Origin of the sequence: Moorena producens PAL-8-15-08-1, from assembly GCF_001767235.1 — a bacterium.
GTDB lineage: Bacteria > Cyanobacteriota > Cyanobacteriia > Cyanobacteriales > Coleofasciculaceae > Moorena > Moorena producens_A.
In genome coordinates this window covers 1716356-1742382 of record NZ_CP017599.1, presented here as the reverse complement: position 1 = coordinate 1742382, position 26027 = coordinate 1716356, and the positions used below count along the sequence as shown (strand labels likewise).

The following is a 26027-nucleotide window of genomic DNA, read 5'->3' as shown; positions in this document are numbered from 1 at the left end:
ATTCTACTCAGCGGATCTGATGGCGTTCGCATAAGCGCGGAAGCTGAGGCCTTTGGCCAATCGCACTGGATAATAATCTGAGATTCGCCTAAAATTTCCTAAAACTTAATCAACTTTTCCTCAGTCAAACTGTCATCCCAGGGTTTAGTATGACATTCGGTGAATGATTAGCTGGAAGTTCCTATAATTTTATGTCCCTTGCACCTCTGTCTGAGGCTTTTGAGAATAATCGCTTTGAAAGTATTAGTTTAATTGCTACCGATATTGATGGCACCCTAACCCTGAGTGGCAAATTTACTTCCTCCTTATTCCATGCCATAGAAGAATTGACCAAGACAGGAATCCAAGTCTTGCTGATTACAGGTCGTTCCGCTGGCTGGGTCAATGGTCTGAAAACTTATCTGCCGGTCATGGGAGCGATCGCAGAAAATGGCGGTATATATTTCCCCAAAGATAGTGAAATCCCAGAAACCTTAACCCCTATTGAAGATTTAATCCAGCATCGCCAGAGTCTCAATCACACCTTCCAACTCCTCAAAGCTCAATTTCCCCAGCTACAAGAATCTGTGGATAACCGCTTTCGGTTGACGGATTGGACTTTTGATGTTAAAGGACTAGCCTTTGTCCAATTACAAACCCTGGCAGAACTCTGTCAACAACAGGGTTGGGGCTTCACTTACAGTACAGTTCAGTGCCATATTAAGCCAATCGAGCAAGATAAAGGAACAGGCTTGCTGCAAGTGTTAACCAGACACTTTCCCCAACTCAAACCAGAGGAGATTATGACCGTTGGCGACAGTCCTAATGATGAGTCTATGTTTGATACCAGCAAGTTTCCTTTATCAGTAGGGGTGGCTAATGTCTTAGACTACACTAGTTATTTGACTCATAAGCCAGCTTATGTGACTTCTGCTAAAGAATCTGAAGGCTTTTGCGAGTTAGCACAATTGTTACTACTGAAAACCTTTACTGGATAAGTGGTTTGGGCTGCACGGCTTGGCTGATTAATGGAATGATTTAGGGTAATTGGTAATTGGTAATTGGTAATCGGTAACCGGTAATTGGTAATTGGTAATCGGTAACTGGTAATTGGTAACCAGTAATTGGTAATTGGTAATTGGTAACCAGACATGATATCAGTTATTAATTTTGCTATAGCGTTTCCATTTGATCTGTGAAACAAGCACTGTCTTTAACTAAGACTTTCAGCTAGTTTTGTGTTCACGACTCATTTAGAAACGCTATATTTGAATTATCATTGTATTGTTTTTTTTTTAACTAAACTTAAATAAATCTTTACATAATTAAAATGAATCACGTTTATCATGTGTATATAGCGTTTCTCATAGCTATGAGAAACGCTATATTAAATTCTCCTGTTTGCGTATCGGCGCACGCTAGGCGAACGAGGTTTATGTTAAGCATGATAGCTGACAGCACCTCAAGTAGCGTGGTCTAAGGCCAACGGCTGAGTGCTTACGATTTTATGTCTCTAACAATGGGATGCACCTACTCCAATGACCCATTACCCATTAAAAAGTAATAATTACTAATTATCAGTTACCCATTACCTATTATTAATGATAGTTATTTGTTGTAAATCTACCGAATAATTGGTATTGGCTATTAGTTGTCATGGAGTGCTCTACAGCTTTTTTAAAGCTTTCACAATTAATTGTTGGATTTAACGCCACAAGTAAAAATTTACTTAAAGGGATTATAGAAATCATTTTTTAGACATCTGAGGAACAAGCTTTGCTGATCAACACTCCAAGATTCAACAAAACATCGGTTGAGCGCTTAGTCAATTTTTGGGCAAATCGCTATGTACCCGATTTATCAATTATCGCTAAAAAGAATGATTTTTTAAAGATTTCTGATTTGCTAGACGTTGCTTCTAGAAAGGGGCGCACTCAAACAGTTACCAAGTTACAGCGTTTAATCCAAATTAATTGTGAGTGTGCAGGAATTAAAACAGATGCTATGTTTTCCTATATTCCTAATGTGGTTAATTTGACTGAAGCTAAGCGAATTGCTGAATTTGTTGGCTCCGTGTACCAAAAGGTACTGGAAATTTACCAGGAGCAATCGCCGAATCCTAGTTTAATGGCAGCAATACGACTAGGAGAGACAATTAATTTCTTCACAGATTTATCTAGCCCGTGGACAATGGTAGCGCTAGAATTGCCAGCCATAGAAAAGCTAGCCACCTCTCTCGAACCTGTATTGCGGCAAATGCGGGAGCAACATATATCAGCAAAAGACCGTAGAGCCATTGGTTTTGTTACCACACAGTTTCACTTCAGCACTAAATTAGTACTCAATCGGCTGACTTTGCCAGAACAAATTTTGCTCAGTCCCTACTTTAAGTTTGTGGAGGAGCAAGTTTCTATCCCCTGGCAACGAATCTGTAATGCAGCGGCTTTGCATGATTTTAACTCACCTACCTTAGCCTTAGTCGAGCAAGTCTTACCTGCTAGTCAGGATATTGCTCAGACTGTCTACCAACGCACAGAGCAATTGCACTCTGATCATTTTAGCCGTCGGGGAGGGCTGGACGATCCAGGAATTAAGGCTTCGACTATCAGAGATTTAGAAATGTTCCAGGGTTACCTATGGCTATGTGCTTTGGAAGGGAATATGACATCAATAGAACAGGAACTGTTGCCGTTGTGTTTACTGGTATTTCCTAGTGTAGACGTAAGTTGGAAACTGGCGGAAAAAATGTTGCAGTTACTGGTGGATGAACTAAACGCTCGTGTAGAGTCAGATCAGCTTTCCCTGTTGCTTCCTTATACTCAAAGACTGCTGGAGTTATTCTCTGACCTGGAGCAGAAGGCGTTATGATATCATGTAGAACTTCTCAATTGGTTGAGGGAATTTCCTCTTGGGTTAATGGGACTAGGGAGTAGGAAGTAGGGAGTAGGGAGTAGGGCAGGGCTGTTCCATAGTCGGGTATATCTACTTAAACCGATGGCGATCGCCTCGATATAGAATCATAGAGAACGTCGAGTTGTATCAAATAATTTTAACTATGAATAGTATAGTTTATTAACTATAATAAATCAATAATTTTTGCAGCGATCGAGGAAGAATTCATTCCTGAATTGATCGTATTATTTATCATAATTTTAGCAACAACAATTCGGGGATACTTAAGATATAGAACAATCGTCGATTTTGCTAAAACAAATCAAAACCATACTTCTTCCGTAGATGCTAAAACCTTTGGGTAATTCAAAATTCAAAATTCAAAATTCAAAATTCAAAATATAAAATTGTCCGAATCATTTTGAATTAATAATTTTGAACTTTGAATTGGAGCGAAGCGAGTTGTGGTCTTCAATCAGTGGCGGGTAAAAGCCCCCACTGATTGTCATTTTGAATTAATAATTTTGAATTTTGAATTGGAGCGTTCGCACCTCAAGCAGCGTCGGCTTTGCCGAAAGCGTGACCTACGGTCAAGCGACTTGACGGGGGAATTTGAGATTGCGATCCCATCGGGGCTATCGCTAGTTTCTACTAAACTATAGTTTAAATGTATAATAATAGTTAAAATCAATTAAGAGCCCCTGGTGGTGTATAATGGTGTTGTAAAGTATTTAAGCATTATGGAAACCGTAGACCAGAAACGGGCAGTTGAAATATTGTCGGAGCGCCTGGGTAAAACCCAGGACTATCTTTGACATTGCTGCTCTGAATGCCAAAATTGAAGATTTAGAGCAGCTGGCAGCTCAACCGGATTTTTGGGATGATCAAAAGTCTGCTCAACAGACCCTTCAACAACTCAACGACCTAAAATCTAACCTCCAACGGTATCAACAGTGGCAATCAAGTTTGGAAGACACTAAAGCGATCTTGGAGTTGCTAGAACTAGAAACCGATGAGGCACTGCTTGCCGAAGCTCAAACCAACTTGACTCAGCTGAATAAAGAACTGGATCGCTGGGAGTTGGAACAGCTGTTATCTGGTACCTACGACGCATTAGGTGCTGTCCTCACCATCAATGCAGGGGCTGGTGGAACCGATGCCCAAGATTGGGCTGACATATTACTGCGCATGTACACCCGTTGGGCAGAGAACCATGGTTATAAAGCCCACCTAGCGGAAATTTCCCCAGGGGATGAAGCTGGGATTAAGTCTGCCACTCTGGAAATAGACGGACTCCGCGCCTATGGTTACCTGAAAGCGGAGAAAGGTACTCATCGACTGGTTAGAATTTCCCCGTTTAATGCTAACGGTAAGCGACAGACTAGTTTTGCTGGAGTAGAAGTGATGCCTGCGGTGGATAATACCGTTGAGCTGGAAATCCCCGAGAAGGATTTAGAAATTACCACCTCCCGTGCTGGTGGTAAGGGAGGGCAAAACGTCAATAAGGTAGAAACTGCCGTGCGGATTGTCCATATTCCTACCGGCCTGGCTGTGCGCTGTACTCAGGAGCGTTCTCAATTGCAAAACAAAGAAAAAGCCTTAGTACTGCTGAAAGCTAAGCTACTCGTGATTGCTGAGGAGCAACGAGCTCAAGAAATTGCCGAAATTCGAGGGGACATGGTGGAAGCGGCTTGGGGAAACCAAATTAGAAATTATGTGTTTCATCCTTACCAGATGGTGAAAGATCTACGCACTAGTCTCGAAACCACAGCAGTTAATGATGTCGTTGATGGTAATATTGACTTATTCATTGAAGCGTATCTGCGTCAAGAAAATCAATTAACTAACTGATCACTAATTAGTATAATTAGTAGTCATTACTGATTAGTGAGTTGGTTGAATATTACTGATAAATGGCCAGTTGTCAAGTTTAAAGTCAGCAGCAATTAGGCAAAATTCGGCAACAAACTCGCCTTAGGTTTAGGGTACGTTGATCACGTAGGCTAAAGGTAGAGTTTCTGGATAAGTCCTGGTAGAAATTGCGAAGTCTGCTGTTACATTAAAATCAGCAAATTAATTATCACGTAGAGTACTTGTGTTCGATGAGCAACCCACCTTCACAAAACCAACAGCCAGAACAAGGTCTGGATACAACTACAGCCCCAGCCGATAGCGGTTCAAGTGAACCCAAGCCTAGTTACACCAAGTTGGCCATGCGCAATATGGTGCGTAAGGGAGGTAAATCCCTGAGGCACTTTTTCCTCACAGTTTCTGGTTTATTGGCCTTAATGGTGGGTCTTGCCTACCTAACTCGTTAGCTAAAGAGTTTGTTAAGTCAGTTTAACTTACTGGTGACCCCTATCTCAAAAGAGATAGCAAAGGTAAGGGAACAGTAAGCATAGTCCTAGAACCAGGGTTAAGCAAGACCAGACCTAGCCAATCGGCTAGGTAATCCCAGTAGGTTACCCTACTGGTAGCCAAGCCTTTTGGAGACGCTGAGTGTGAAGTTTGAATTGAGTGTACAGGATTGTTTCTTTAATCGCTCCCATTCCGCTGAAACCATTACTAACCAATCCAGCAGCCCAATTTCCCTCCACACTTGGGAAAGCTGGTTTGACCAATGGCTAGCAAGCCTCGAACCGGATTTACCGGAGGCGAAGAGCTACGAATTGAGTCTTCGCCTTACCGACAATAGTGAAATTAAGGCACTTAATTCCCAGTACCGAAAAAAAAATCAGCCTACAGATGTACTTGCTTTTGCAGCTTTAGAGGTAAACTCTCCTAAGTTATCACCCCAAAAGCAATTATCGGTGCCTATATACTTGGGTGATATCGTGATTTCGGTAGATACTGCTGTTCAACAGGCTAAACAGCACGGGCATTCCCTATCCAAGGAACTAGCCTGGCTGGCAACCCATGGTTTACTTCACCTTCTAGGATGGGATCATCCGGATGAGGAAAGTCTAGTGAGAATGCTGGATCAGCAGGAGAATCTACTTCAGAGGGTAGGTCTTTCAAATGATTCCTAGAAGTCTGCTGTGCTTTTCAGTATATCCCTAAAGGTTAATCCTCCTAACCCATATGGGAAAGATGAAGGTATACCCAAGACCTATCCCTGAACCGATAAATGGTGTTACCAAAGGCCGAATCTTATCAAACTCAGTTTCTCGTGTCTAATACCTTGCCAATGACTCAAGAGCTATCTATACCAGTACCCCAATACTCTGACTCCAAAGTCAAACCTAACCGAGATTTGGCTTGGCGAATTGCTCCGACATTAATGCTTAGCTTCAAATATGCCTGGGCTGGGGTTCGCTATGCCTTTCTCACCCAACGTAACTTCCGCATCCATACAGTCATTGGCATTCTAGCCATTACCTTGGGCATTTTTTTACAAATACCCCTCGTAGAACTCGCTGTGATTGGACTAACCACTGGGCTAGTCATGGCTATGGAGATGCTAAATACAGCTATTGAATCGGTAGTAGATCTAACTGTTAAACAGACGTACCATGAACTTGCTAAAATTGCTAAAGATTGTGCGGCTGGTGCAGTGCTGATCTCAGCGATAACTGCTATTTTTGTAGCCGGTTCCCTGCTACTGCCACCCCTAATCATTAGAATTGAGTCAGTTTTGGGCTAAACACCCAATTAGACTATAACAATATGCGACTATACGATGAAAGTATATGACTGGATTGTCATTGGTGGTGGCATTACTGGAGCAGCACTTGGGTACGAATTGTGTCGCCAGGGTTTGAGTGTTCTGATTTTGGAGCAACATCCTACCCTAGAGGGAGCAACTCGCTATAGCTATGGTGGTCTTGCCTATTGGTCAGGAACATCAAGGTTAACTCGAGTGCTATGTCAGGAAGCTAGAGAAATTTATCAAAGTTTATCTGAGGAATTAGAAACAGATACACAGTTCCGGGAATTAGACTTATTGCTGACCATTGACCTCAAGGATGACTCTGAGCAATTGGCAGCAGATTATGCCCGTTGTGCTACTCCCCCAACTTTGGTCAGTGTGGCGGACGCTTGTGCCCTCGAACCCCTACTCAATCGAAATGCGATCGCAGGAGCGTTTACTGTCCGTCAAGGGCATATCCATCCGGGAAAGACTACCCAAGGTTACCTGAAAGCTTTCCGCCGTTGTGGGGGGGAAATCGAAATTGCTCGTGTGGTGGAACTGGTAAGTAGTTCAGATACTATCAAGGCAGTCAAAACAGTAGCAGCCACCTACCACACGGCTAACACAGTTGTCTGTGCTGGTGGACTCAGTCGTACCTTACTGAAAGCTTCCGGAATTCCTGTCTACTTGTATTTCACTCATGAGGAGATGATTGAAACTCCCAGAGTTGACATCAAGCTGCAGACAATTGTTATACCAGCAGATACAAAACGGTTTCAACTGGAACAGCAAGCCAGTAATAAGTCAGTTGAACACTTGTGGAATAAGCCTGGTCATGAGGTAATACGACCCATTCTTGATGCAGGTGCAGTACAGTTTTTAGATGGCAGTTTACGGATGGGTCAGCTGAGCCGTGTGCTGACAGACCCCTACGCGACTATAGCGCCAGATAAAGGAGAAGCGGAAATTCGTACTCAAGTGGGTAAAATTCTACCAGCTCTTGAGAAATTACCAGGAACCTGGCATCATTGTTTAGTAGCATTCAGCAACACTGGTCTGCCAGTGGTTGGTTCCTTCAGTGGTGTGGAAGGAGTTTATATATTTTCTGGTTTTACTAACCCGCTGGTATGTGTGCCACCCCTAGCCAAGCGCTTTGCTAACTGGGTTCAGGGAGAAGAGGATGAAATAATAGCCAAGCTGTCCCCCGCCAATTAAAAAAGTATTATGTTAAATTAAGCAAGGTTAAACCTTCTTAAGAGTCTGTTGGTGATCGACCCATAGTCTCAGTCAAAGTGCCAATACAGTGGCTCATCCTTAAAGCCCTTTGGTAGGGGCGACTCTGTCAAAGTTATGGAACATAGGTAGGGTCAAAGGTCGGATTAGACTGTACTAAGTTGGGTTAATGGTCACAGGCAGATAAACATTTAAGCTGCAGAATAATTTAAGCAACGGATTTTGTGTTGACACCAGAGTAATCTTCACTGTCAAGGGTTAACGGTCAACAGTGAACAATCAGCAAGTTAAATGTTCATTAAGATAAACAATGGCTGTCGGTGTCTGACTCAACGTGGAAGCGACGGTCTACCCCTTAGCTGGTGAGGGAAGCTAAGGAATTAGCTCGTGCTAACAAGCGAGTTATGAGCCTAAACTGGTTATGAACCTACAGGTGATGGCAATCCCCTCCCCTCAACCCAATCGGCTGTAATAGGGGTCTTCTGCCAAGAACTAATGATCCAAGAACTAATGACAATACTGGAATTACAGTTAAGGGATTATGACAAAAACTCGCTCTAAGTGGCAGCTTGTGGTGGTAGGGATTTTGCTACTGCTGACTGTTCAGTATGTGCTGTGGCGATCGCTGTTTACCCTCAATCTGGATACCATGGTCAATGGCGTCTTTAGCTTGGGGTTATTACTAGCGGAAATACTGAGGCTAGTTGGTAGTACCATTCAGCTGTTTTTCTTGTCCCAGATAAAAGATAGAAGTCGGGAAGCTGATTGGGGTGAATTATCGGTTATTAGTGGTCGTTTTACCCCTTCTGTTGACATCCTGATTCCTACTTATAATGAACATCCCTCTATACTAAGACGAACAATTATAGGTTGTCAAGCTTTAGAGTATACAAGAAAAACGATCTATCTTCTGGATGATACTAGACGTCCTGAGATGAAAAAACTGGCAGCTGAGCTAGGCTGCGAGTATATCACGCGACCAAATAATACTAATGCTAAAGCAGGTAATTTAAACAATGCCCTTCCTCAAACCTCTGGGGATTTAATTGCTGTATTTGATGCTGATTTTATTCCTACTAGGAACTTCCTCAAGCGGACTGTGGGTTTCTTTAAGGATAAGGAAGTCGCTCTAGTTCAGACTCCCCAAAGCTACTATAATCCGGATCCGGTTGCCTATAATTTAGGTTTAGAAAACATTCTGACGGCAGAAGAAGAATTATTTTATCGACATATTCAACCAATTCGGGATAGCACAAATAGTATTGTATGTTGTGGTACGTCTTTTGTGGTCAGGCGCAGCGCCATCTTAAGTATTGGTGGATTTTTTACCGATTCCATCGCTGAAGATTACTATACTGGTGTTTGTTTATCTGCTCAAGGCTATAAGTTAATTTACCTTGATGAAAAATTAAGTGCTGGCTTGGCAGCAGAGAATATCGCAAGTCATGTATCTCAGCGGCTAAGATGGGCACAAGGTACCTTACAGGGACTTTTTCTAGACGCAAATCCATTAACAATTCCTGGACTTACTAATCTCCAAAGACTGGTTCATTTAGATGGGTTGCTTTATTGGTTTACTAGCTGGTCACGAATTTATTTTCTAATTGTTCCCATAGCGTATACATTTTTCGGGATTATTTTCTTTAAAGCAACAGCTACTCAAGTCTTGTGTTTTTTAGTTCCTTTCTATTTGCTACAGTTTTCTGTGTTCTCCTGGATAAACTGCGGCTCTCGCTCCGCTTTCATGTCAGATATTTATTCAGTAGTGTCATGTTTCCCGATTGGATTAACGGTGTTGCAGACAATGCTGAATCCTTTTTCGAGAGGATTTAAAGTAACCCCAAAAGGAATATCTCGGGAGAGTTTTAATTACAACTGGCAGTTAGCATCGCCGCTGATTATTGTATTCGTTGCTACAGCAATTAGTTTTGGGTTTAATCTGACCGAATTATTGATACCAGGCAGCAGTTTGCAATCCTTGGAAACAGCCCAACTTAGCCAACACATGAGCTTAGCTTGGATTTGGAGTGGCTACAATCTCCTGGTGCTGAGTATCGCCTTACTAATCCTTTTGGATTCTCCTAATCCGAATACTAACGAATGGTTTGACTTACGTAAAGTGGTGCGAATAAATATAGGAGGTCAAACCTATTGGGGCATCACTAAGTGGATTTCTGAAGTAGGTGCTCAAATCAAGCTGACTGAGAAGCTATCTATCTCCCTTAAAGACAATATCAAAGTAAGTCTGAAAATAATGGGGGAGAACTTGCGACTACCAGGAAAGATTACTCACACAGACCTCACGAGTGAAAGTCCAACTCTCCAAATAGGATTTAATCAGCAGATGAGTTTACCCCAAACACGGTGTTTAATTGAAATGCTGTTTTGTGGTGTGGGTCAGTGGAAACCTTGTGATACCCCTGGAGAATTCAGCTTGCTGTGGCTTTTATTAAAAAGTTTCCTGCAGCCCAGATTTGTGTTTAACCGTAATCGAAACCTCAGCACAATGAGCTCCACTGAGGTACCAAGCTCTAACCTTACCAAACTCAATGGTGAAATGGCTGTGGTAGCACCAGCACCACAGGCGATGGCAACTGTTGCTGATTTCCAAGAGGACAATAGCTCCCAACCCCTGCTCAAACCTATTTCACTAGTAGCTCAGCCTAGGGTAAAACCTACTAGTGTTGCTCAAACAGTCGGTGAAGAAGTTGCGATCAAGGTGGCAATACCAATGAATCCAGAACTAAACTCCCAGGTGGAGGCGAGCGCTCATTGGGAAGCCGAAGGTGAAACCGTTGTGATCAAAGTGGCGATACCCAATGAACTAATCCAGAAGTGACATACTCCCACACGCTTATCAAAGATTACAGTGTGGGCTTCTTACCAACTCCACCCAACGGTATCGGCTTTCGCCGACGCTGCGCGAACGGATACACGGGTTACTTTATTAACGACACGGTCAGAAGTTACAGCAAGAAGAGTGGAGCCTTTATGGTTAGTCGGCTATGCATAAAAGAGGTGTAGAGACGAAACCTTAGTGTAGTGGAGCCTTTATAGGTGACTGGCTATGAGGATGCATGGTTAAAACTATTGTATTAAGGCTCCACTACACTTACGGTAACTTCAAGACCCGTGGCGAATTTAATTCGCCAACGGAAAGCGCACCTTTGGTTAAAACTTTATGATTAAGGCTCCACTCTTCTAAGGTTTCGTCTCCGGGATGCCCCTCCGCGCCGGAACAATACAATAAGTTATATTTTTGATTAGTAGGTGGCGGTTAGCTCTTAATTTGTCTTCCCTACTATATCTAATATAAACGAGATATACCCTCTCCGCAATTCATCTGACACTCATGCTGCCCATGTTCGTTGTGAGGCATAAGAGCGGATGAAGCTAAATTGCCAGCTAAATGGGATTGACCTTGGCCTTTAGGCCACGCTACGCGAATGGTTACCCGGGGCGCGATGCTCGGTACGAGCCGCTACGCGAACGCTAATTAAAAAACGACTCAAGAGCAGCTATGCTAGCAAAAAAGTGCATTTAGCCAAAGGCGATCTAAAGGGATGACTCCTACCCATTTATTGATTTTTGCTGGTTCCGGTTTATTAGCAGGTATTCTTGCCGGATTTCTCGGCATTGGTGGCGGTGTAGTGCTCGTTCCCTTGTTAGTGGCATTAGGATATCAACCAGTTCAAGCCGCTGCTACCAGTAGTCTGTCGATTGTGATTACAGCTACCTCTGGTACAGTGCAAAACTGGCGGATGGGCTACTTTGATCTAAAAAGTGTAATTGGCATCGGATTTCCAGCTCTAATCACAGCACAAATTGGTGCCTATCTAGCCGACCTGTTCCCTCCTTACTTGTTACTGGTAGCCTTTGGGATACTGCTACTGGTTACGATATATTTGATTCAACTACGTAAACAGCTTAAGTCTAGAGCGCAACAGGAATCTCAAAGAGCACTAAAAAACAGACGTTCTTCAAACTCTTCCACCAAAGCTACTGTAGCCAGGATAGCGACAGGTGGTTTGGCTGGCTTATTAGCTGGTATATTTGGTATTGGTGGGGGAACAATTATGGTTCCACTCCAAATGTTGCTCCTAGGAGAACCGATTAAAACTGCGATTCAGACAAGTCTAGGGGTAATCGTCATTACAGCAGTTTCAGCCTCTGCAGGACATGCCTTACAGGGAAATGTCTTATGGATTGAGGGACTGCTCCTGGGTATAGGAGGCTTTTTGGGAGCGCAAATTAGTACTCGCTTTTTGCCAAAGTTACCAGACCAACTGGTGAGCAATGGATTTCGCACGCTGTTATTTTCCCTATCAATTTATATGTTTTGGCAGGCATGGCAGAGTTACGGTGGTTGAGAGTCTGTCTCTACTTGATGAGACTTCGCCGCAGTTGTCGGGAATAGGGAACCGCTAACAGGGAACAGAAGTATAAATACATATCACAACATATCAGGCATCACTTTTGCCAGAGCAGGACTTACGCAAAACTCGGCATTAAACGGGCTTTAGTAGTAGTAGTAGTAGTAGGGTGCGTTATTAACGCACCCTACAGGTAAAGTCACTGGGTAAGTCTTGTTATAGCTTGTCAACAACCAAGAACGTTTGTGTAGGAACTCAGCTCTAGGTGAAACCGCCAGCCCAGATATATCGCCCCGGTTGGACTCGTTTCCAGCCTTTAGATTCACATCCTTTAGTTAAAGTGTTACTAATGGATTTACGGGCTACATTTTTCTTCTTAGGATCCAAACCATTAGGATAAAGCACGTCCAAAACATCTGCGGCACTCATGATCTGTGGATAGTGTTCTCTTAACACAGAAGCCACTAGCTCATATAACGTCATATACTTTAATTGCTCTAACTTAGGTAGCGGAGAAGGCCGACGAGCTTTGCTTTTGGCAGGCTTTCTCTGAGGTTTATTGGTAGAAACTAAATCGGGCAAATCTTCAGCAGAAAAGGTGTAGCAATCTGGAGAGTCAGGGTCAGAGTGCCATAACCCCTGGCTCTCTCCTTTCAACAAGATGGATTTGACCAGAGAAGTTTTCGAGGCAATATCCTCTTTACCCAACTCTCCAAACAGCTCCCTGATCAGGTAATCAACGTGGAAGATCGTACCCCTGTGAGTTTCCAGAAGTCGGTCAATGGCTTCTGTAATCCTCTGCTCCTGGTAATCGAGTTGTTGTTTGAGTGCTAATGTTGACTCATCTAATTCAGTTTCAGTGGAGAAGTCTGCGGGCAATTCAGGTAGTGGCGTGGTGAGGTAGTATTTCTCCTGCTGGTTGTGGTTGCGATTTCCAGGAGGCAGGAACTTGTTGGAGTTATTTTCTGGTAGAGCTAATGCATTGGTATTTAGCAACGCTTTAGCATGGCTAAGCTGTTCTCTTGCAACTGTGGCAGCTTGTTCATGATACTCCACCATTTGTCGGTAGTAATCAACCAAATCTGCTAACATGTTTTGACTTTGCGATGGTAGCGATGGCTGTGATGGAACATAAGACATCTACTTTTTTCCCCCAGATTCGTTAGCGTGTTGATAGCGAAGACACTTTCTGGCTACTCCTTTGCAGCGATTTCCATACTTGGGACAACAGGTAGCATAAGTCTCCCTCTCTGCAGGCGAATTGCAGTAGTGGCAAATGAACTTGTAAACCCGTGTATGGATAGTACGCCTGTGGGCTCTTACTTTGTATTCTCGAACAAAAACTTGTTTACTGGGCATGATTGTTTATATAATTTACTCCTTAAAGAGTAACAATGGGTTACTAATAAGTGAAAGGAAGCCAATTAACACTGCTTGTGTGTTCTTTTTGAACTCTGGGGCAGCGTCAAGCAAGGGGGATTATACGCAGAAGGGGATAGCGGATGAAACTGGAAGCCTCAACCATAATCTTCGATTTAGTTGTCGGTACTTCACATAACTCCCATAGCAAGGGCAGTAGGAGTAATACCTTTGACTCCAATTTGATCTAACATCCTCACACAATAACTGCAAGCTGTACAATAGGGAACTGCCGCCAGATTCCTCTAGAAAAACGGCAGCTGATGGCATCGATTCTGATTGGCTATGTGACCCAATGCTCACAACACTTCGATTGGGAGCACTCACATCTGTCCATACCAAGTCATTTCCCCTAAGTAGAAGGTCATGGTCGATAAGCTAAATGCGCGCTCGGTGTCTAGTGAGAGACTATTCCATATCTAGTCTAGGTTTGACCTTAAGCAGTGTGCCATTCTCCCGCTTGTTAATTGAATTGTGTGATCAACAATTACCTGTTTAGTCTCCATCGCCTTTTGTTTCACCTCCTCCGGCACTTTCTCGCCAAATTTACCGAGATTATTCCCTAAATTCTCTAAATATATAATGTCTGGTTGCTCAAATCCCAGAGTATAGACTTTTTTCCCTCCCTTTTGGTAATGGGTAATGAGTAATCGTCCTAGGATTACCGAAAACCGCTGAGCCAATCACCCAACAATCCGATGTGGCATCCCTTTTCAAGAAAGGGTATCAGAATCGGCTCTTCCTCTGGCTCCCCCATCCGAACTTCCTAACAGAGCATATATAGCACTACGCATTAAAGTTAGGACATTGATACAAGCTGAAAACCTTCTGTAGTAAACTTTTGCCTCTTGCCTCTTGCCTCTTGCCTTGGGCGTAGCGCTATAACCCCCTTCGCTTTCGCATCCTACTGCGCACCGGAGCCACGCTTCACGTCTATGGGTCCCAAGCGGTTTATCAAAAAACTGCTATTGCTCATCCCTAACAATTACAACCAGATTAGCAACTAACAATTACTATTGACCAATCCCCAGAATTGATTAGATTGTAAACCACTAACTTATCCCTCTTCTGTCAGTATCCGAATCTAAGAGGTAATAAATATAAGAGTTTATCCAGACATATAAAATGTTTAAAATTTATTGATCATTTCAATTATATCGATAAATCCGAGCGACGATATTATTTTCACTAAAACCTTGTGCCAAAAAAGCTATAATTTTAAATATAAAAGGTTTCCCCGAACCTAGTATGTAAAAAAATAATTACCACTAAGTATTTTATAAAACAATTAAATAGCAATTTCGGGATATACATATAAAAATTAACCGATAAAATGTGGTAAGTTAACTAATTTTCTTCTATTTATTAGAATAACTCTTATTCTTTAATTTATATCAACGCTATAAATTAAGACATAAATATTTGTTGGTATTATATATAGTTTTATTAAGCAGTTTTATCAACGTCATTAACATTGTTTTTTTGACGACATCTAGTTTCAGATAAACGCTCTAATATTGGTTTAAATAATTGCTTAATTGACTCGAGAGTTTTTGATTTTTGATTGGCGTTTATTTTTGGCTGCCGAAGTTTATTTTTGTCGAGTTTTATTACCAACTCTAAAGCTTCTTTGTGTTGGTTAATTTCTTCTACAACTATTTTTCGTTCCTGTTCAGGATCTGTTATTGTTGCTGGATCCTCTTTTCTTAACGTAAGTTGTTTAGTATTGTTATACAAGGGTATAGGGTTAATCCCATATACCATTAGGATTTGAAGATTTTTTCTGGCGGCCATGAATTTTTTGCTAGCGGCTACTATGCCTCTACTTAGACAAAGGGAAGCTATGGAAAAAATTATGGCTACAACAAAAGCAATAACGGGTATTAACTGATCTGCTGATCCGGATTCGTTGCTGACTAATACGGCTTGGAAATTCAAAAATATATCTCCTAATAGCACCAGCCAAATTATAGATAATCCATTAGTTAATGGTAAAGGTATCTTAATTTTTTTTGTCAGAATTCCAGAGCCATCTACTATAGAGGTTATGGGTAAAGCACCTGTTATCAATAAACTGAGTAAATTCTTAGTCTCAATCCCAAATATTTTATCACCCTTGGACAGAGCAAGTCTTTCCCCAAACGAATAATCTAATAGAGCAAACTGTCCAAAACTAGAAATGATTAACAGTGCTGAAAATATCAAAATTATTATGATTTGAAGTCTTTTTTCTCGGCGATACCAATCTTCAAGCTTTTCACGCTCTTTCGGCTTTTCAATATAGTTGTCAGACTTGGTAGCTGCTGGTTCAAATTCCGTCATATCTGATCACATCATTAGTTGAATCTATTCCGGTGAAGCATTGGAAGCCTATACTTTTGGTTTAACCTCTAATTTATCGTCCAAATTCGCAAAACCATACTAGTGTAAAATGTTATTTTTTTTTAAATCATCCGGTATTTCGCAATAGGTATCTTCTGAACTAGGAGTATATTTTTCGAGGTATTCTCCATCCAGTATTGACTCAAAATACTTATCAAGATGGATTCCCCCTATATCATCTATCTGGTTTAATTCTTGTTGAATTTCATTTTTAACAGTTTTACCATCACGAAATGCATTACTTGATTGAATACTTTTTCTATCTTTTTGTCTTAAAGTTTCTTTTAAATTGGGATAGTTTTTGGGTTTAAAATAATAAATACCTTCAAATAAGTCCCAGGTGTAAACTTGAAGGTTAACATTTGGTTGAGCATCTTTGATTTCAAAGGGCAACGAAATTATTAAAATAACACTTTTAATTTTAGGGTCACGAATTTGGAGATTTCTCTCTAGACTTAAATTTAGAACTTGTTGATCATCTTCTCTAGACCATTTCCAAGCTAAGCAACTAGCTTTTTTATAAATCCATCTGTCGTTATGGTTATCAATACGTCTGATATAAAAACTTTTAGCTTGATGAGAAAATGTCAATAATGTTATAATATTGGGAGTATATCTCTGATCTAGTAAACTATTGCTATCTTTAATTTCTGGTCTTGAGTTAACAGGAACTCTCAAAACCAGCTTTTGAGGTGAGCATTCTTGATTGCCAAAAATCTCGCTATAGATAGGCTCATTAGACTGCACACTTATACTTCGAGCTTCTTCAGTTTGAATGGGACAGGGAGTAATTTGAGGGGTACAGGATTGTAGCCCAATACTATTCAAGATAAGAGTGACAATAATTCCTAGGTAGCGGTGCAACCCCAGCGAGGTTCCCTCACCATGGAAAGGCGCACCAAGACATCGGAAGAGTTTATTCATGCAAAACTGTACCATGAAATGACTTGAAAGATGCTTTACGCTAGCATTTTCCAGTTGAGCGTTCATGCCTACAGGATTACTTAAGGCATCTTTTGCCGACCTGGGACGATCTAGGATGGAAAGGGTATGCGATCGCGTTAGATACATCTCACTAATGATCTTCTAAGGTCACCGCAGACTTCCGGATTGTTGGCAAAATTAGCATGTTTGTCGTTTTTCCAACTGCTCTAGTAGCCCTTCAATGTTCTGAATTTATACTTCCCCTTCTGCCTTGCGATTCCAGGCTGATTGAATCAGTCGGCCAATAATTTCCTAGGTGCGCTTTCCACATCCAATTATTTAATTCGCTCAAGGTGCGCTTTCCAGCATTTGGTCTGGGCAACTAGATCAGAGTCGTCTTGACTTCTAGCAAACTGCTCTACTAACTCGCTGCGACTGCTCTTCCACCTGTTGGCCAATTTGTCTAGTTTCTTAATGCTGCTCAGCGTTAACATGTTTGTTGACTCGGATTTTATATTCTCCTTGTGTTGTCTGTGTGTTTCTCATGTCTTGGGCTGATCGCCTACACACTCAAGTTATATAAGACGCTTAATTAAGTTATATAAGACGCTGATTTAAGTAATCACGCTTTATAACTTAATTAACATAATTACACACATCTATTCAGATTAAGTCTATAAGTAGCCCATCACTCTGTTCGATGAAGATGGGACTACAAAACTTTCCCTAGAATACAACCAGCAATTAATAGGAGTGCATCAATGAGCTATAAAGACGAACTATTTCCTTGGCGCATCATTCGCCATCTGCCTAAATGCCAGCGAATCGTTGTCGCTCGCTTTCACCGCCGCAATCAAGCAGAAGCCCATCTGCAAGCACTGCGCTGCTTAATACCAGATGCTCGCTTCACCCTCATGTTCGACATCACATTAGATGATATTGTCCCAGCTATCGCTATGACAAAGCACTCATCTTTACCTAATCATCAATAAAACCAAATGCTTGGCTGTGATCACTGTTTTATTTCGCCGCATTAAAGCGCCTAAGAAGTTTGCCATTACTAAGCGCCAAATTGCCAGACTTAGGAGCATTGCTGAATAATGGATTGTCAAAATCTAGTTTTGGTTTTATGTTCTGTTTTTCGATGGCCTTTAGGCCACGGGACGCGAACGCCGAGACACAGTAAAGAAATTGATCAGCAAGAGTTACACTGGTACACTGGAAAAATGAACTACTAGCAAACAGCTACAGCAGTTGCGGCATGCCATCCAATCGGACTACAAAAATCTGCAACTACAAAAAGCACCACAAATCACATGACATCAGGGCTACGCCTTAATGTCATTTTGGCGCTTTCGTGGATCTTGGCAAAATCAAACAGAACCGACCTCAGCCACTGTGAATCAAAAACTTATCTTGATCTGGTATCGCAACGATTTACGGATCCATGACCATGAGCCACTCTATCAAGCTGTCCAGGAAAAAGCTGAAATTATCCCCCTGTACTGCTTTGATGACCGACAATTTGGTACTACCTCCTTTGGTTTCCCAAAAACCGGTGCATTTCGCGCTCAGTTTTTGCTCGAAAGTGTAGCGGACTTGCGGAATTCTTTGCGATCGCTTAACCCTGCCGATCTCGGGAAATCCGTTGGTAGTAATCTTGGTAGTAATTTAGTGGTGCGCCGGGGTTTACCGGAACAGATTATCCCATCTTTAGCAAAACAACTAGGAATCTCGGCAGTTTACTATCACCGGGAAGTCACCTCAGAAGAGTTAGCCGTCGAATCCGCCCTCAAAAAGGCGCTTGCTCAAATTGGCGTGAAAGTCAATTCGTTTTGGGGCTCTACCCTATTCCACATCAATGAATTGCCCTTTGGTATTCCCCACATTCCCGAAGTATTTACCCAATTTCGCAAGCAGCTGGAGAAATCTTCCACAGTTTATCCCAGTTTCCCCACTCCCAAAAGTCTACCACCGTTACCTAAGGTAGATGTTGGTGAACTGCCTCAGTTAGCTGAGTTGGGACTTGAGCCACCAGTCCCTGATCAACGGGCAGTGTTGCAATTCAAAGGTGGGGAAACAGCCGGACTAGCTAGACTAGATCACTACTTCTGGGAAAAAGACTGTCTTAAGCGTTACAAACAAACCCGAAATGGCATGTTGGGAGCAGATTACTCCTCCAAATTTTCCCCCTGGCTAGCCTTGGGTTGTCTATCGCCTCGTTATATCTATCAACAGGTTCATGAGTACGAAATACAACGGGCTAAAAACGACTCTACCTATTGGTTAGTCTTTGAGTTACTGTGGCGCGACTATTTCCGATTTATCTGTGCCAAGCATGGTAATCGAGTCTTTCGCCAATCGGGATTACAAGGGGTAAGCATACCGTGGAAGGTGGACTGGAAGAGATTTGACCTGTGGACCGAGGGAATGACTGGTTTTCCCCTAGTTGATGCCAATATGCGGGAATTAACAGCCACAGGCTTTATGTCCAATCGGGGTAGACAAAATGTTGCCAGTTTCCTGACCAAGAATCTGGGGATAAACTGGCAGATGGGAGCGGAGTGGTTTGAGTCGCTGTTGATTGATTATGATGTGTGTAGCAATTGGGGCAACTGGAACTACACAGCTGGGGTAGGCAATGATGCTCGTGGTTTTCGCTATTTTAATATTCAGAAACAATCTAAAGATTATGATCCCCAGGGAAAATACGTAAAGCATTGGCTACCCGAACTTACTTCTGTCCCTGCTAGGAAAGTCCATGAACCCTGGACATTATCATCGGATGAGCAAAAGCGCTATGGGCTAAGAATAGGTGTACACTATCCTCAGCCTGTAGTCGATTTGTGGAAGTCAGTCCAACAAAATGAGAAGGTTTACAATGCTGCTCTTAGCCGTCGGTCTTAGGCGTTGCTAAAGCACTTTATGGGCTTTACCTTTCGATGAAGTATTTCCAGTTGAGTGTTGACAGTCAACAGTTAACGTTCAACACTCAATTAGCCAGCCATGAATTAGCCAGCCATCAATTTTTACCTTTCCCTGTTGATGTTGATCAAAACACAAATAGACAGAATTATATGGATAAAACTCTGCTATATATCTGTGTTTAGCAATCCTGGTTGGATTCCTGTTTTGCCTTACTCAGTTCTCAGGTCACGACAGTGGTAACTTCAGGGCAGGGTGAGATTCTGAAGGACGAATTCGGTATTTAACCAGATTGGCAAGATCTTGTAGTTGACCAATTGCTTCAGCACCTTCCAACTTCATCAGTTCTCGGTCATCGCGCATTTCAGTCCAAGTGATCCCGTAATCTGAAACCAAAAATCGAATCAGGTGATTGTCCCCCAAGCTAACCATAAACGATGCGCTATTCATCTGCCCACCACAGGTGTAGCAGGAGGCTAAATAGCCTTGGTTTTCTAGTACAATTGCCAACGCCTGGAGATTCATTACTAAATCTCTGACAAATTGACGGTGCTCCTCTGCAAGTCGTATAAACACGTCTGTTCTCCAAACACCACTCCTAGATTTTAGAGCTTCTATTCTTTCTTAAAAATTTAATCTTCATGTTTCAATATAAATCAGGATAGAATTGGGGGATTTTTCTAAAAAATAGACTTTTGTAAATCTTTTCCTTAATCTCTTGCCTTGTTCTATCCCAAAATAAACCTGTCGGTCAAGGCAAATTGGCTCCCTTGTCATAATTTTCATGAGTCAAGGGATATACATTAGTAGTTTCTATATGTTTATCAGAATTCTTTAACTAACCTAACTACCGGTCAAAGTACAACCGATACTTCCGTGTGATTAGGGAGTCGCACGATGTTAATTTACTTGCCACCAACCAAATCCAGGTCCTATAAATCTCACCGTTAGCCAGAAGACAATCATAAAGACAATACCAGCCCAAGCTCCCCTAGTGCTCCATTTAACAAACTGCTCACCCTGACTTTTAGTTATCGGGAGCCATGGAAATATGTTGGCTTCTTTCCCGTAGTCTTTTCCCAGTGCTGCTTTCCGGCGTTTTGCTTCACCCATAATCGTTCTTAATCACTCAGTGATAATAATAACCTATGCATTGAACAATGGTGGGCATTAGCAGAGCTGGTGTAGAATTTCTTAACTTTAGGGGATGATCAGCCTTGGCAACCTCAAGAAATTTACGCTTGTCGCCAACAGTATCATCACGGCTGCCCTTATCCCCCCTTAATAAGCTCACAGGGGTAAGTTTTTAACAAAGACGTGAGGTGTGGGGTGTGGGGTGACCGGGTGTGGGGTTTGGGGGATAAGACAATATACTTAATTTGTCGCTAAAAATCATCATTGTCTTGTCCCAAAGCGCGAGTGGGGGAAACCCCCGCAGGTCGGGCTTTGGTGCGCTGATCGAATCTAATTATTAAATTCCCTTGATTGTCGCACCTGAGGCATCGCTTTCTTATGCCCCACACCCTACACCCGGTCCCCCTACACCCCACACCTGAGGTCAAAGTCAAAAACCTACCCTTATGAGCTTAATAAGGGGGGCAGGAAAAAGGCAAAGGGCTTGGGAGAATTTATTCACCCTGTTATGGGTGTGGTGCTACCTTTTACCTTTTTTCTTTTACCTTCAAACCTGTACCTCTTCCAGGATCAATTTAGAACGCTTGAGTTCTTCTGAAAGGGGAACAGGGTAATGACCTGTGAAACAAGCAGAGCAGAAACTCTTAGAGTCTTTCCCTGTGGCTAGCATCATTCCCTCCCAACTCAGATAAGCGAGGGAATCTACACCAATATAATTGGCTATTTCTGGCACTGACTTGGTGGCGGCAATCAGTTGCTCTTGGTTATCGGTGTCTATTCCAAAGAAGCAAGGATGAGTGACTGGGGGAGACGAGACTCGCATATGTACCTCAGCTACACCTGCATCACGCAAAGCTTTGATAAGTTTGCTGCTGGTGTTTCCTCGAACAATGGAGTCATCTACTAGTACCACTCGTTTACCAACTAAGACATCTTTGAGGGGATTAAGTTTCATGCGGATGCCAGTTTCTCGCATACTCTGAGTGGGTTGGATAAAGGTGCGACCCACATAGCGATTTTTAATCAGTCCCTCTCCGTAAGGAATACCGGACTCTCGGGAAAAGCCGATAGCTGCGGGGATACCAGAATCGGGTACAGCAATCACCATGTCCGCATCTGGTGTTGACTCTTTTGCCAGCTGACGCCCTAGGCGTAACCGATAGCTAAACACAGTTTCATCATCCATGACGCTATCAGGGCGAGCAAAGTAAATCATCTCAAAGATGCAAACTTTGCGCTCTGGCTTTTGACTCCAGTCGAAGGAAGCAATCCCTTCGTCATTAATCCACACTAATTCTCCCGGTTCCACATCCCGCAGATACTCAGCACCGATAATGTCTAAACCACAGGTTTCTGATGCCAGCACGTAGCCCCCAGAATTGCCACCTAAGGTGCCAATCACTAGAGGGCGAATGCCATTCCGGTCACGAACACCCATTAATCCATCCGGTGTGCCAATGACTAAACTAAACGCTCCTTGGCAAGATTGAAAGGCACTCATTGCTGCCTCCAACCACCCTTTGCCATGGTTAACCTCTGTAGCGATCGCTAGGGCGATTAGTTCTGAATCCGTAGTGGTCATCAAGTTAGAGTTATGCTTGAGTAAATCATCACGTAATTGCATAGTGTTGACCAAGTTACCGTTATGAGCCAAAGCCAACGCTCCTAAGGGAGTTTCCACCACGGCTGGTTGAGCATTGCCGATATGGCTAGAACCGGTGGTAGAATAGCGGTTATGGCCAACGGCACTCTGACCAGGTAGCTGAGCCAAAATTTCTTCATTAAAGACCTGGGAGACTAGCCCCATATCCTTGTAGACATGCAGCTGCTTGTCATCAAAGGTAGCAATCCCTGATGACTCCTGACCTCGATGCTGTAGGGCAAATAGACCAAAGTAAGTTAGCTTAGCGACATCTTGCTCTGGTGCATAGATACCAAAGACTCCGCAAGCTTCCTCTGGCTTGTCCAAGTGCTGGGGATAGTCATTCTTGGACTGATCACAATATTGGTCAGAGCAAAGGGATTGGTTGGGCATCATAACTATTATGGGTTGCTCCTAATTGCGGCATGAAGTCGGTTGAACCTAAATCCCAAGGGGATTGGTTCTGTATATTTAATTAAACTTAATGTTTCCTTAACGATATCACCTATACCATATTATTGTGGCTCAATGTCGGCAATTGCTGGATATTCCTAAAGCGGTTACTGCATTTTGCCCCCCGAAACCAAAGCTAAAACATAGCACATGCCTGACTTGGCACTGACGCGCTATACTTACGAAATCCAAATCCCATTCCGTTTCCCTCAACCCAATACAAGGGGGTAAGACTTGGTGTTTTAAAGCCATTAAACTAAAAGCAGTACCAATGGCTCCAGAGGCACCAAGAGTGTGACCGGTGGCTCCTTTTGTAGAACTGATGGCCACCCCTTGGGGAAATAGCTGCTGAATCAGCTCCGCTTCATTCTGGTCATTGAGTTGGGTAGCGGTACCGTGGGTATGGATATAATCAATATCTGTAGGAAATAGATGGCTGCGGTCTAGACATTGTTTGATAGCTGCGATCGCACTCTGTCGATTTGGGTTAGGTGTACTGACATGATAAGCCTCCGAGGTTAAGCCAAACCCCAATAATTTTCCATAGATAGGTGCTCCTCGACGACGAGCCAAATCCTCTGACTCCAATACCAAGACAGAACCTCCCTCTGCCAACACCAAGCCTTGACGTTGCTTGTCAAAGGGGTAAGCACCAGTTTTTGCTAGAGCCCCCATTTTAGTAAATCCGGCTAGGGTTAGAGGAGTAATTGGTGCTTCTACAGCACCAGCAATTACTCTTTGGCATTGACCGGTTTGAATCAATTCAAATCCTTGAGCGATCGCCCAAATTCCTGTTGCACAAGCTGCCATTGGTGCTAGGACTGGCCCAAATGAACCAATGTAATGGGCAGCAGCAATAGCCGGTTGATGGGGTAGAGTGTCTAACCAATGCTCTAGAGTTAAGATCTCCTCATTTAAGATATCAAATCGGGGATACTCTGGTTCGGTGTCGAGTTTCCTATGACTAGTCATCTGTTCCTGGGCTAGTTGCTCCCAAGCCGCCTGACAGCTACGACTGGAACCAATCACCACCCCACAATCCCTGAGAGGGATGGTTAACTTAGCATCTTCAACAGCATCTGCTACAACCTGGTAGATCAGCTGTTCAACAGAAGCTGGTGTCTGACCAATCATCGCCAACGGTAGAGGTGATAAATTGGCAAAGGGTCGATACCACCTAATAGCCGACTCACCGTTTAGCAAATGCTGCCAACTGGGTTTAAGGTGACCTAAAGCAGATACTAATCCAATCCCAGTAACGCATACCTCCACGGATTCGTTTAAAGATCGTTAATCTTTATCTTAAGGTTTCTTCAGGTTTTCGATGCCTTGAGTGACCTTGACTGATTCAATGCGATCGCCTTGCTGAATTTTGTCTACCACACTCATACCATCAGTGACATAGCCAAATACAGCATAGTCCCCATCCAAGAAAGGCAGGTCTGCTAGGGCAAAGTAAAACTGTGAAGAGGCTGAGTTTGGCATTTGGGAACGAGCCATGGCTACAGCACCACGAGTATGATTCAACTGAGGACGACTACTAATTCCAGCTGCCTTAAAGGTTTTGCTGTATATCGGTCCGTCTGCCCCCTTCGGCTTAATTTCTAATGGGATGTAACGAGTTTCCTTGGTTTGTGGATCTATGAAACCCCCTGTGCCCAGACGCTCTACTGGGAATTTTGGGTTTTTTCCTTGGGGATCACCACCTTGGACAACAAATGGTTGAGGTTCCCTTACCACTCGGTGAAACACCAGTCCGTCATAAACACCCTTTTGAACCAGATCTACAAAGTTGCCAGCTGTAATCGGGGCATTAGTTCCATCGACTTCAATAGTAATCGGTGAGCCTTTTACCCTCAGCTCAACAGTAGCTTTTTTGTCTAGTTGGGGTAAATTGCTGAATTGGGGATTGCTGGTAGTCTCAGCAGGAGTAGGGTTGTTTTCGGGAGTTGATGATTCCGTTGAGTTCGACGTTGAGCCACTGCATCCTGCTATTACCAGAGCTAACACTACTAACATCACAGATAGCCAGCGCCGGATATTCATACTCATGCTTAGTTTAACTAGATAGTTTATATTTGTTTAATTTTTAAGTTTCTGTAGCCTATACTACTTATTTTTTTTAATAAGCTTTATTTAAACAGCTTTATTTAAACAGCTTTATTTAAACAGGAAGCAAGTTGATAAGGGAGTGAGCCACCTGAGACTTTACAACCCTTCCAAGGGAACTCCGAGGAAACGAGCCAGCTCTGCTCCCTGATTTTCTAATTCCGAAAGGGAGATGGGTTGACCAACACGAGTTAGAGGAACTTCCCGGCGATCCTTAGTGCGCACGTAGAGGACTCGGCGTGGATTTAGACCTTCTTTGATGTCTACTCGAATCGACTGGACATCTTCTGTACGGCAACTGAATTCGACTTCACGGTTTTTACCGGGAAAGCCAGACCGCACTACTCTGACCATACCTGTTTCTTGGTTAAATTCATTGTACCCTCCACCGATATCCCAATAAATGGTTAGCCATAGGTAGAGAGATAGCAACAGCGCAGCAACGCCATAGAACCCCATTGCTACTCCCTGAGGGATAAAAATTAGGTTGGTTGCATCTCCAATCGGGAGTAGGTCCATCTTGAGATAACTCGAAAGCCCTGCGAGGAAAAAGCCTATACCTCCTATGGATACAGCTCCTGCCACTAAATAGTTGCTCAAACGGCGAGAGCCAAGAACCGATTGTCGAAGTACCAGGTTTTCCAGTTGGTTGGTGGATGCTGCCATGAGAAGATGTGGTTGCCTCTAAGAAATCTGACTTGACAATAGCGCTGAGTTCGAGAGTAGATCAGTTGATTTACGGATACTGCAGCGAGCTCATCTAGAACTAGTATCACATTTTTGACCAACACAGGGAAATTATGTAACTTTTGACACCAAATATAAAAAAAATCTGAGGAGTATGTGTAATTTTGTAAAATTTTTGGTATTTATTATTATTGTATGTAACGTTTGTAACCCAACTCTCCTTATGGGAGAATCAAGTCAAGCG

General features: G+C 42.8%; 24 protein-coding genes. 12 read left to right on the top strand and 12 right to left on the bottom strand.

Annotation, left to right across the window (positions count from 1 at the left end):
• Positions 1-191 precede the first annotated feature (191 nt).
• Positions 192-977 carry an HAD-IIB family hydrolase gene (locus BJP34_RS06640; RefSeq protein ID WP_070391662.1) on the top strand — a complete coding sequence of 262 codons (786 nt, stop codon included), beginning with the start codon at positions 192-194 and terminating at the stop codon, positions 975-977.
• Between the two features lie 40 nt (positions 978-1017).
• Here BJP34_RS06640 and BJP34_RS47110 read toward each other — a convergent pair whose 3' ends face one another.
• Positions 1018-1104: a hypothetical protein gene (locus BJP34_RS47110; RefSeq protein WP_229424439.1), complete on the bottom strand. Its 87-nt coding sequence runs from the start codon at positions 1102-1104 to the stop codon at positions 1018-1020.
• Positions 1105-1755: 651 nt separating this feature from the next.
• On the opposite strand from BJP34_RS47110, the gene BJP34_RS06635 reads away from it, so the two are divergent.
• From BJP34_RS06635 to BJP34_RS06600, 8 genes are all read left to right on the top strand, one after another.
• A complete protein-coding gene (locus BJP34_RS06635) occupies positions 1756-2847 on the top strand; it encodes a hypothetical protein (RefSeq protein WP_070391661.1) in 1092 nt (363 codons plus the stop codon).
• A gap of 764 nt (positions 2848-3611) precedes the next feature.
• Positions 3612-4722, top strand: a protein-coding gene (prfB, locus tag BJP34_RS06630; protein WP_149031386.1) for a peptide chain release factor 2 whose coding sequence is annotated in 2 segments (ribosomal slippage) — positions 3612-3683 and positions 3685-4722 — 1110 coding nt in all. Because the reading frame shifts where the segments join, the coding sequence is not laid out codon by codon here.
• A gap of 251 nt (positions 4723-4973) precedes the next feature.
• Entirely contained in the window at positions 4974-5189 is a 216-nt protein-coding gene (locus tag BJP34_RS06625) for a DUF3285 domain-containing protein (protein ID WP_070391659.1), read from the top strand.
• Positions 5190-5372: 183 nt separating this feature from the next.
• Entirely contained in the window at positions 5373-5900 is a 528-nt protein-coding gene (ybeY, locus tag BJP34_RS06620; protein WP_070391658.1) for an rRNA maturation RNase YbeY, read from the top strand.
• 98 nt (positions 5901-5998) lie between these two features.
• Positions 5999-6514: a diacylglycerol kinase gene (locus tag BJP34_RS06615; RefSeq protein WP_070391657.1), complete on the top strand. Its 516-nt coding sequence runs from the start codon at positions 5999-6001 to the stop codon at positions 6512-6514.
• A gap of 36 nt (positions 6515-6550) precedes the next feature.
• Entirely contained in the window at positions 6551-7717 is a 1167-nt protein-coding gene (locus BJP34_RS06610) for an NAD(P)/FAD-dependent oxidoreductase (protein ID WP_070391656.1), read from the top strand.
• Between the two features lie 559 nt (positions 7718-8276).
• Positions 8277-10574: a glycosyltransferase gene (locus BJP34_RS06605; RefSeq protein WP_070391655.1), complete on the top strand. Its 2298-nt coding sequence runs from the start codon at positions 8277-8279 to the stop codon at positions 10572-10574.
• A gap of 724 nt (positions 10575-11298) precedes the next feature.
• Complete coding sequence (locus BJP34_RS06600; RefSeq protein ID WP_070391654.1) at positions 11299-12105, top strand: sulfite exporter TauE/SafE family protein; 807 nt, start codon at positions 11299-11301, stop codon at positions 12103-12105.
• A gap of 264 nt (positions 12106-12369) precedes the next feature.
• Here the strand turns inward: BJP34_RS06600 and BJP34_RS06595 are convergent, their stop codons facing one another.
• The 5 genes from BJP34_RS06595 to BJP34_RS42610 form a co-directional block, all read right to left on the bottom strand.
• Positions 12370-13248, bottom strand: a complete 879-nt coding sequence (locus BJP34_RS06595; protein WP_149030838.1) for a hypothetical protein — start codon at positions 13246-13248, stop codon at positions 12370-12372.
• Positions 13249-13946: 698 nt separating this feature from the next.
• Positions 13947-14210 carry a hypothetical protein gene (locus BJP34_RS06590; RefSeq protein ID WP_070391652.1) on the bottom strand — a complete coding sequence of 88 codons (264 nt, stop codon included), beginning with the start codon at positions 14208-14210 and terminating at the stop codon, positions 13947-13949.
• 763 nt (positions 14211-14973) lie between these two features.
• Entirely contained in the window at positions 14974-15849 is an 876-nt protein-coding gene (locus BJP34_RS06585; protein WP_070391651.1) for an O-antigen polymerase, read from the bottom strand.
• A 99-nt stretch (positions 15850-15948) separates the two neighbouring features.
• Positions 15949-16899 carry a hypothetical protein gene (locus BJP34_RS06580; protein ID WP_070391650.1) on the bottom strand — a complete coding sequence of 317 codons (951 nt, stop codon included), beginning with the start codon at positions 16897-16899 and terminating at the stop codon, positions 15949-15951.
• 269 nt (positions 16900-17168) lie between these two features.
• The gene (locus BJP34_RS42610) at positions 17169-17327 is read right to left on the bottom strand and encodes a ribbon-helix-helix protein, CopG family (protein ID WP_158517053.1); all 159 of its coding nucleotides are present in this window, start codon (positions 17325-17327) and stop codon (positions 17169-17171) included.
• 267 nt (positions 17328-17594) lie between these two features.
• On the opposite strand from BJP34_RS42610, the gene BJP34_RS06575 reads away from it, so the two are divergent.
• The 3 genes from BJP34_RS06575 to BJP34_RS42605 all read left to right on the top strand — a co-directional run bounded on the left by BJP34_RS06575 (position 17595) and on the right by BJP34_RS42605 (position 19943).
• Positions 17595-17825, top strand: coding sequence for a hypothetical protein (locus tag BJP34_RS06575; protein WP_070391649.1), 231 nt, complete (start codon positions 17595-17597; stop codon positions 17823-17825).
• A 346-nt stretch (positions 17826-18171) separates the two neighbouring features.
• Positions 18172-19740: a DASH family cryptochrome gene (locus BJP34_RS06570; RefSeq protein ID WP_083305032.1), complete on the top strand. Its 1569-nt coding sequence runs from the start codon at positions 18172-18174 to the stop codon at positions 19738-19740.
• 35 nt (positions 19741-19775) lie between these two features.
• Positions 19776-19943: a hypothetical protein gene (locus BJP34_RS42605; protein ID WP_158517052.1), complete on the top strand. Its 168-nt coding sequence runs from the start codon at positions 19776-19778 to the stop codon at positions 19941-19943.
• Between the two features lie 43 nt (positions 19944-19986).
• Here the strand turns inward: BJP34_RS42605 and BJP34_RS06565 are convergent, their stop codons facing one another.
• The 6 genes from BJP34_RS06565 to BJP34_RS06540 all read right to left on the bottom strand — a co-directional run bounded on the left by BJP34_RS06565 (position 19987) and on the right by BJP34_RS06540 (position 25762).
• A complete protein-coding gene (locus tag BJP34_RS06565; protein WP_070391648.1) occupies positions 19987-20334 on the bottom strand; it encodes a DUF1815 family protein in 348 nt (115 codons plus the stop codon).
• A gap of 324 nt (positions 20335-20658) precedes the next feature.
• Complete coding sequence (locus BJP34_RS06560) at positions 20659-20871, bottom strand: DUF2839 domain-containing protein (RefSeq protein WP_070391647.1); 213 nt, start codon at positions 20869-20871, stop codon at positions 20659-20661.
• A 568-nt stretch (positions 20872-21439) separates the two neighbouring features.
• The gene (gene purF, locus BJP34_RS06555) at positions 21440-22930 is read right to left on the bottom strand and encodes an amidophosphoribosyltransferase (RefSeq protein ID WP_070391646.1); all 1491 of its coding nucleotides are present in this window, start codon (positions 22928-22930) and stop codon (positions 21440-21442) included.
• 129 nt (positions 22931-23059) lie between these two features.
• The gene (locus BJP34_RS06550) at positions 23060-24259 is read right to left on the bottom strand and encodes a beta-ketoacyl-ACP synthase (RefSeq protein ID WP_070391645.1); all 1200 of its coding nucleotides are present in this window, start codon (positions 24257-24259) and stop codon (positions 23060-23062) included.
• Positions 24260-24289: 30 nt separating this feature from the next.
• Positions 24290-25039, bottom strand: coding sequence for a peptidylprolyl isomerase (locus tag BJP34_RS06545; RefSeq protein WP_070391644.1), 750 nt, complete (start codon positions 25037-25039; stop codon positions 24290-24292).
• A 156-nt stretch (positions 25040-25195) separates the two neighbouring features.
• Positions 25196-25762, bottom strand: a complete 567-nt coding sequence (locus BJP34_RS06540; protein WP_070391643.1) for a photosystem I assembly protein Ycf4 — start codon at positions 25760-25762, stop codon at positions 25196-25198.
• Positions 25763-26027: the final 265 nt, after the last annotated feature.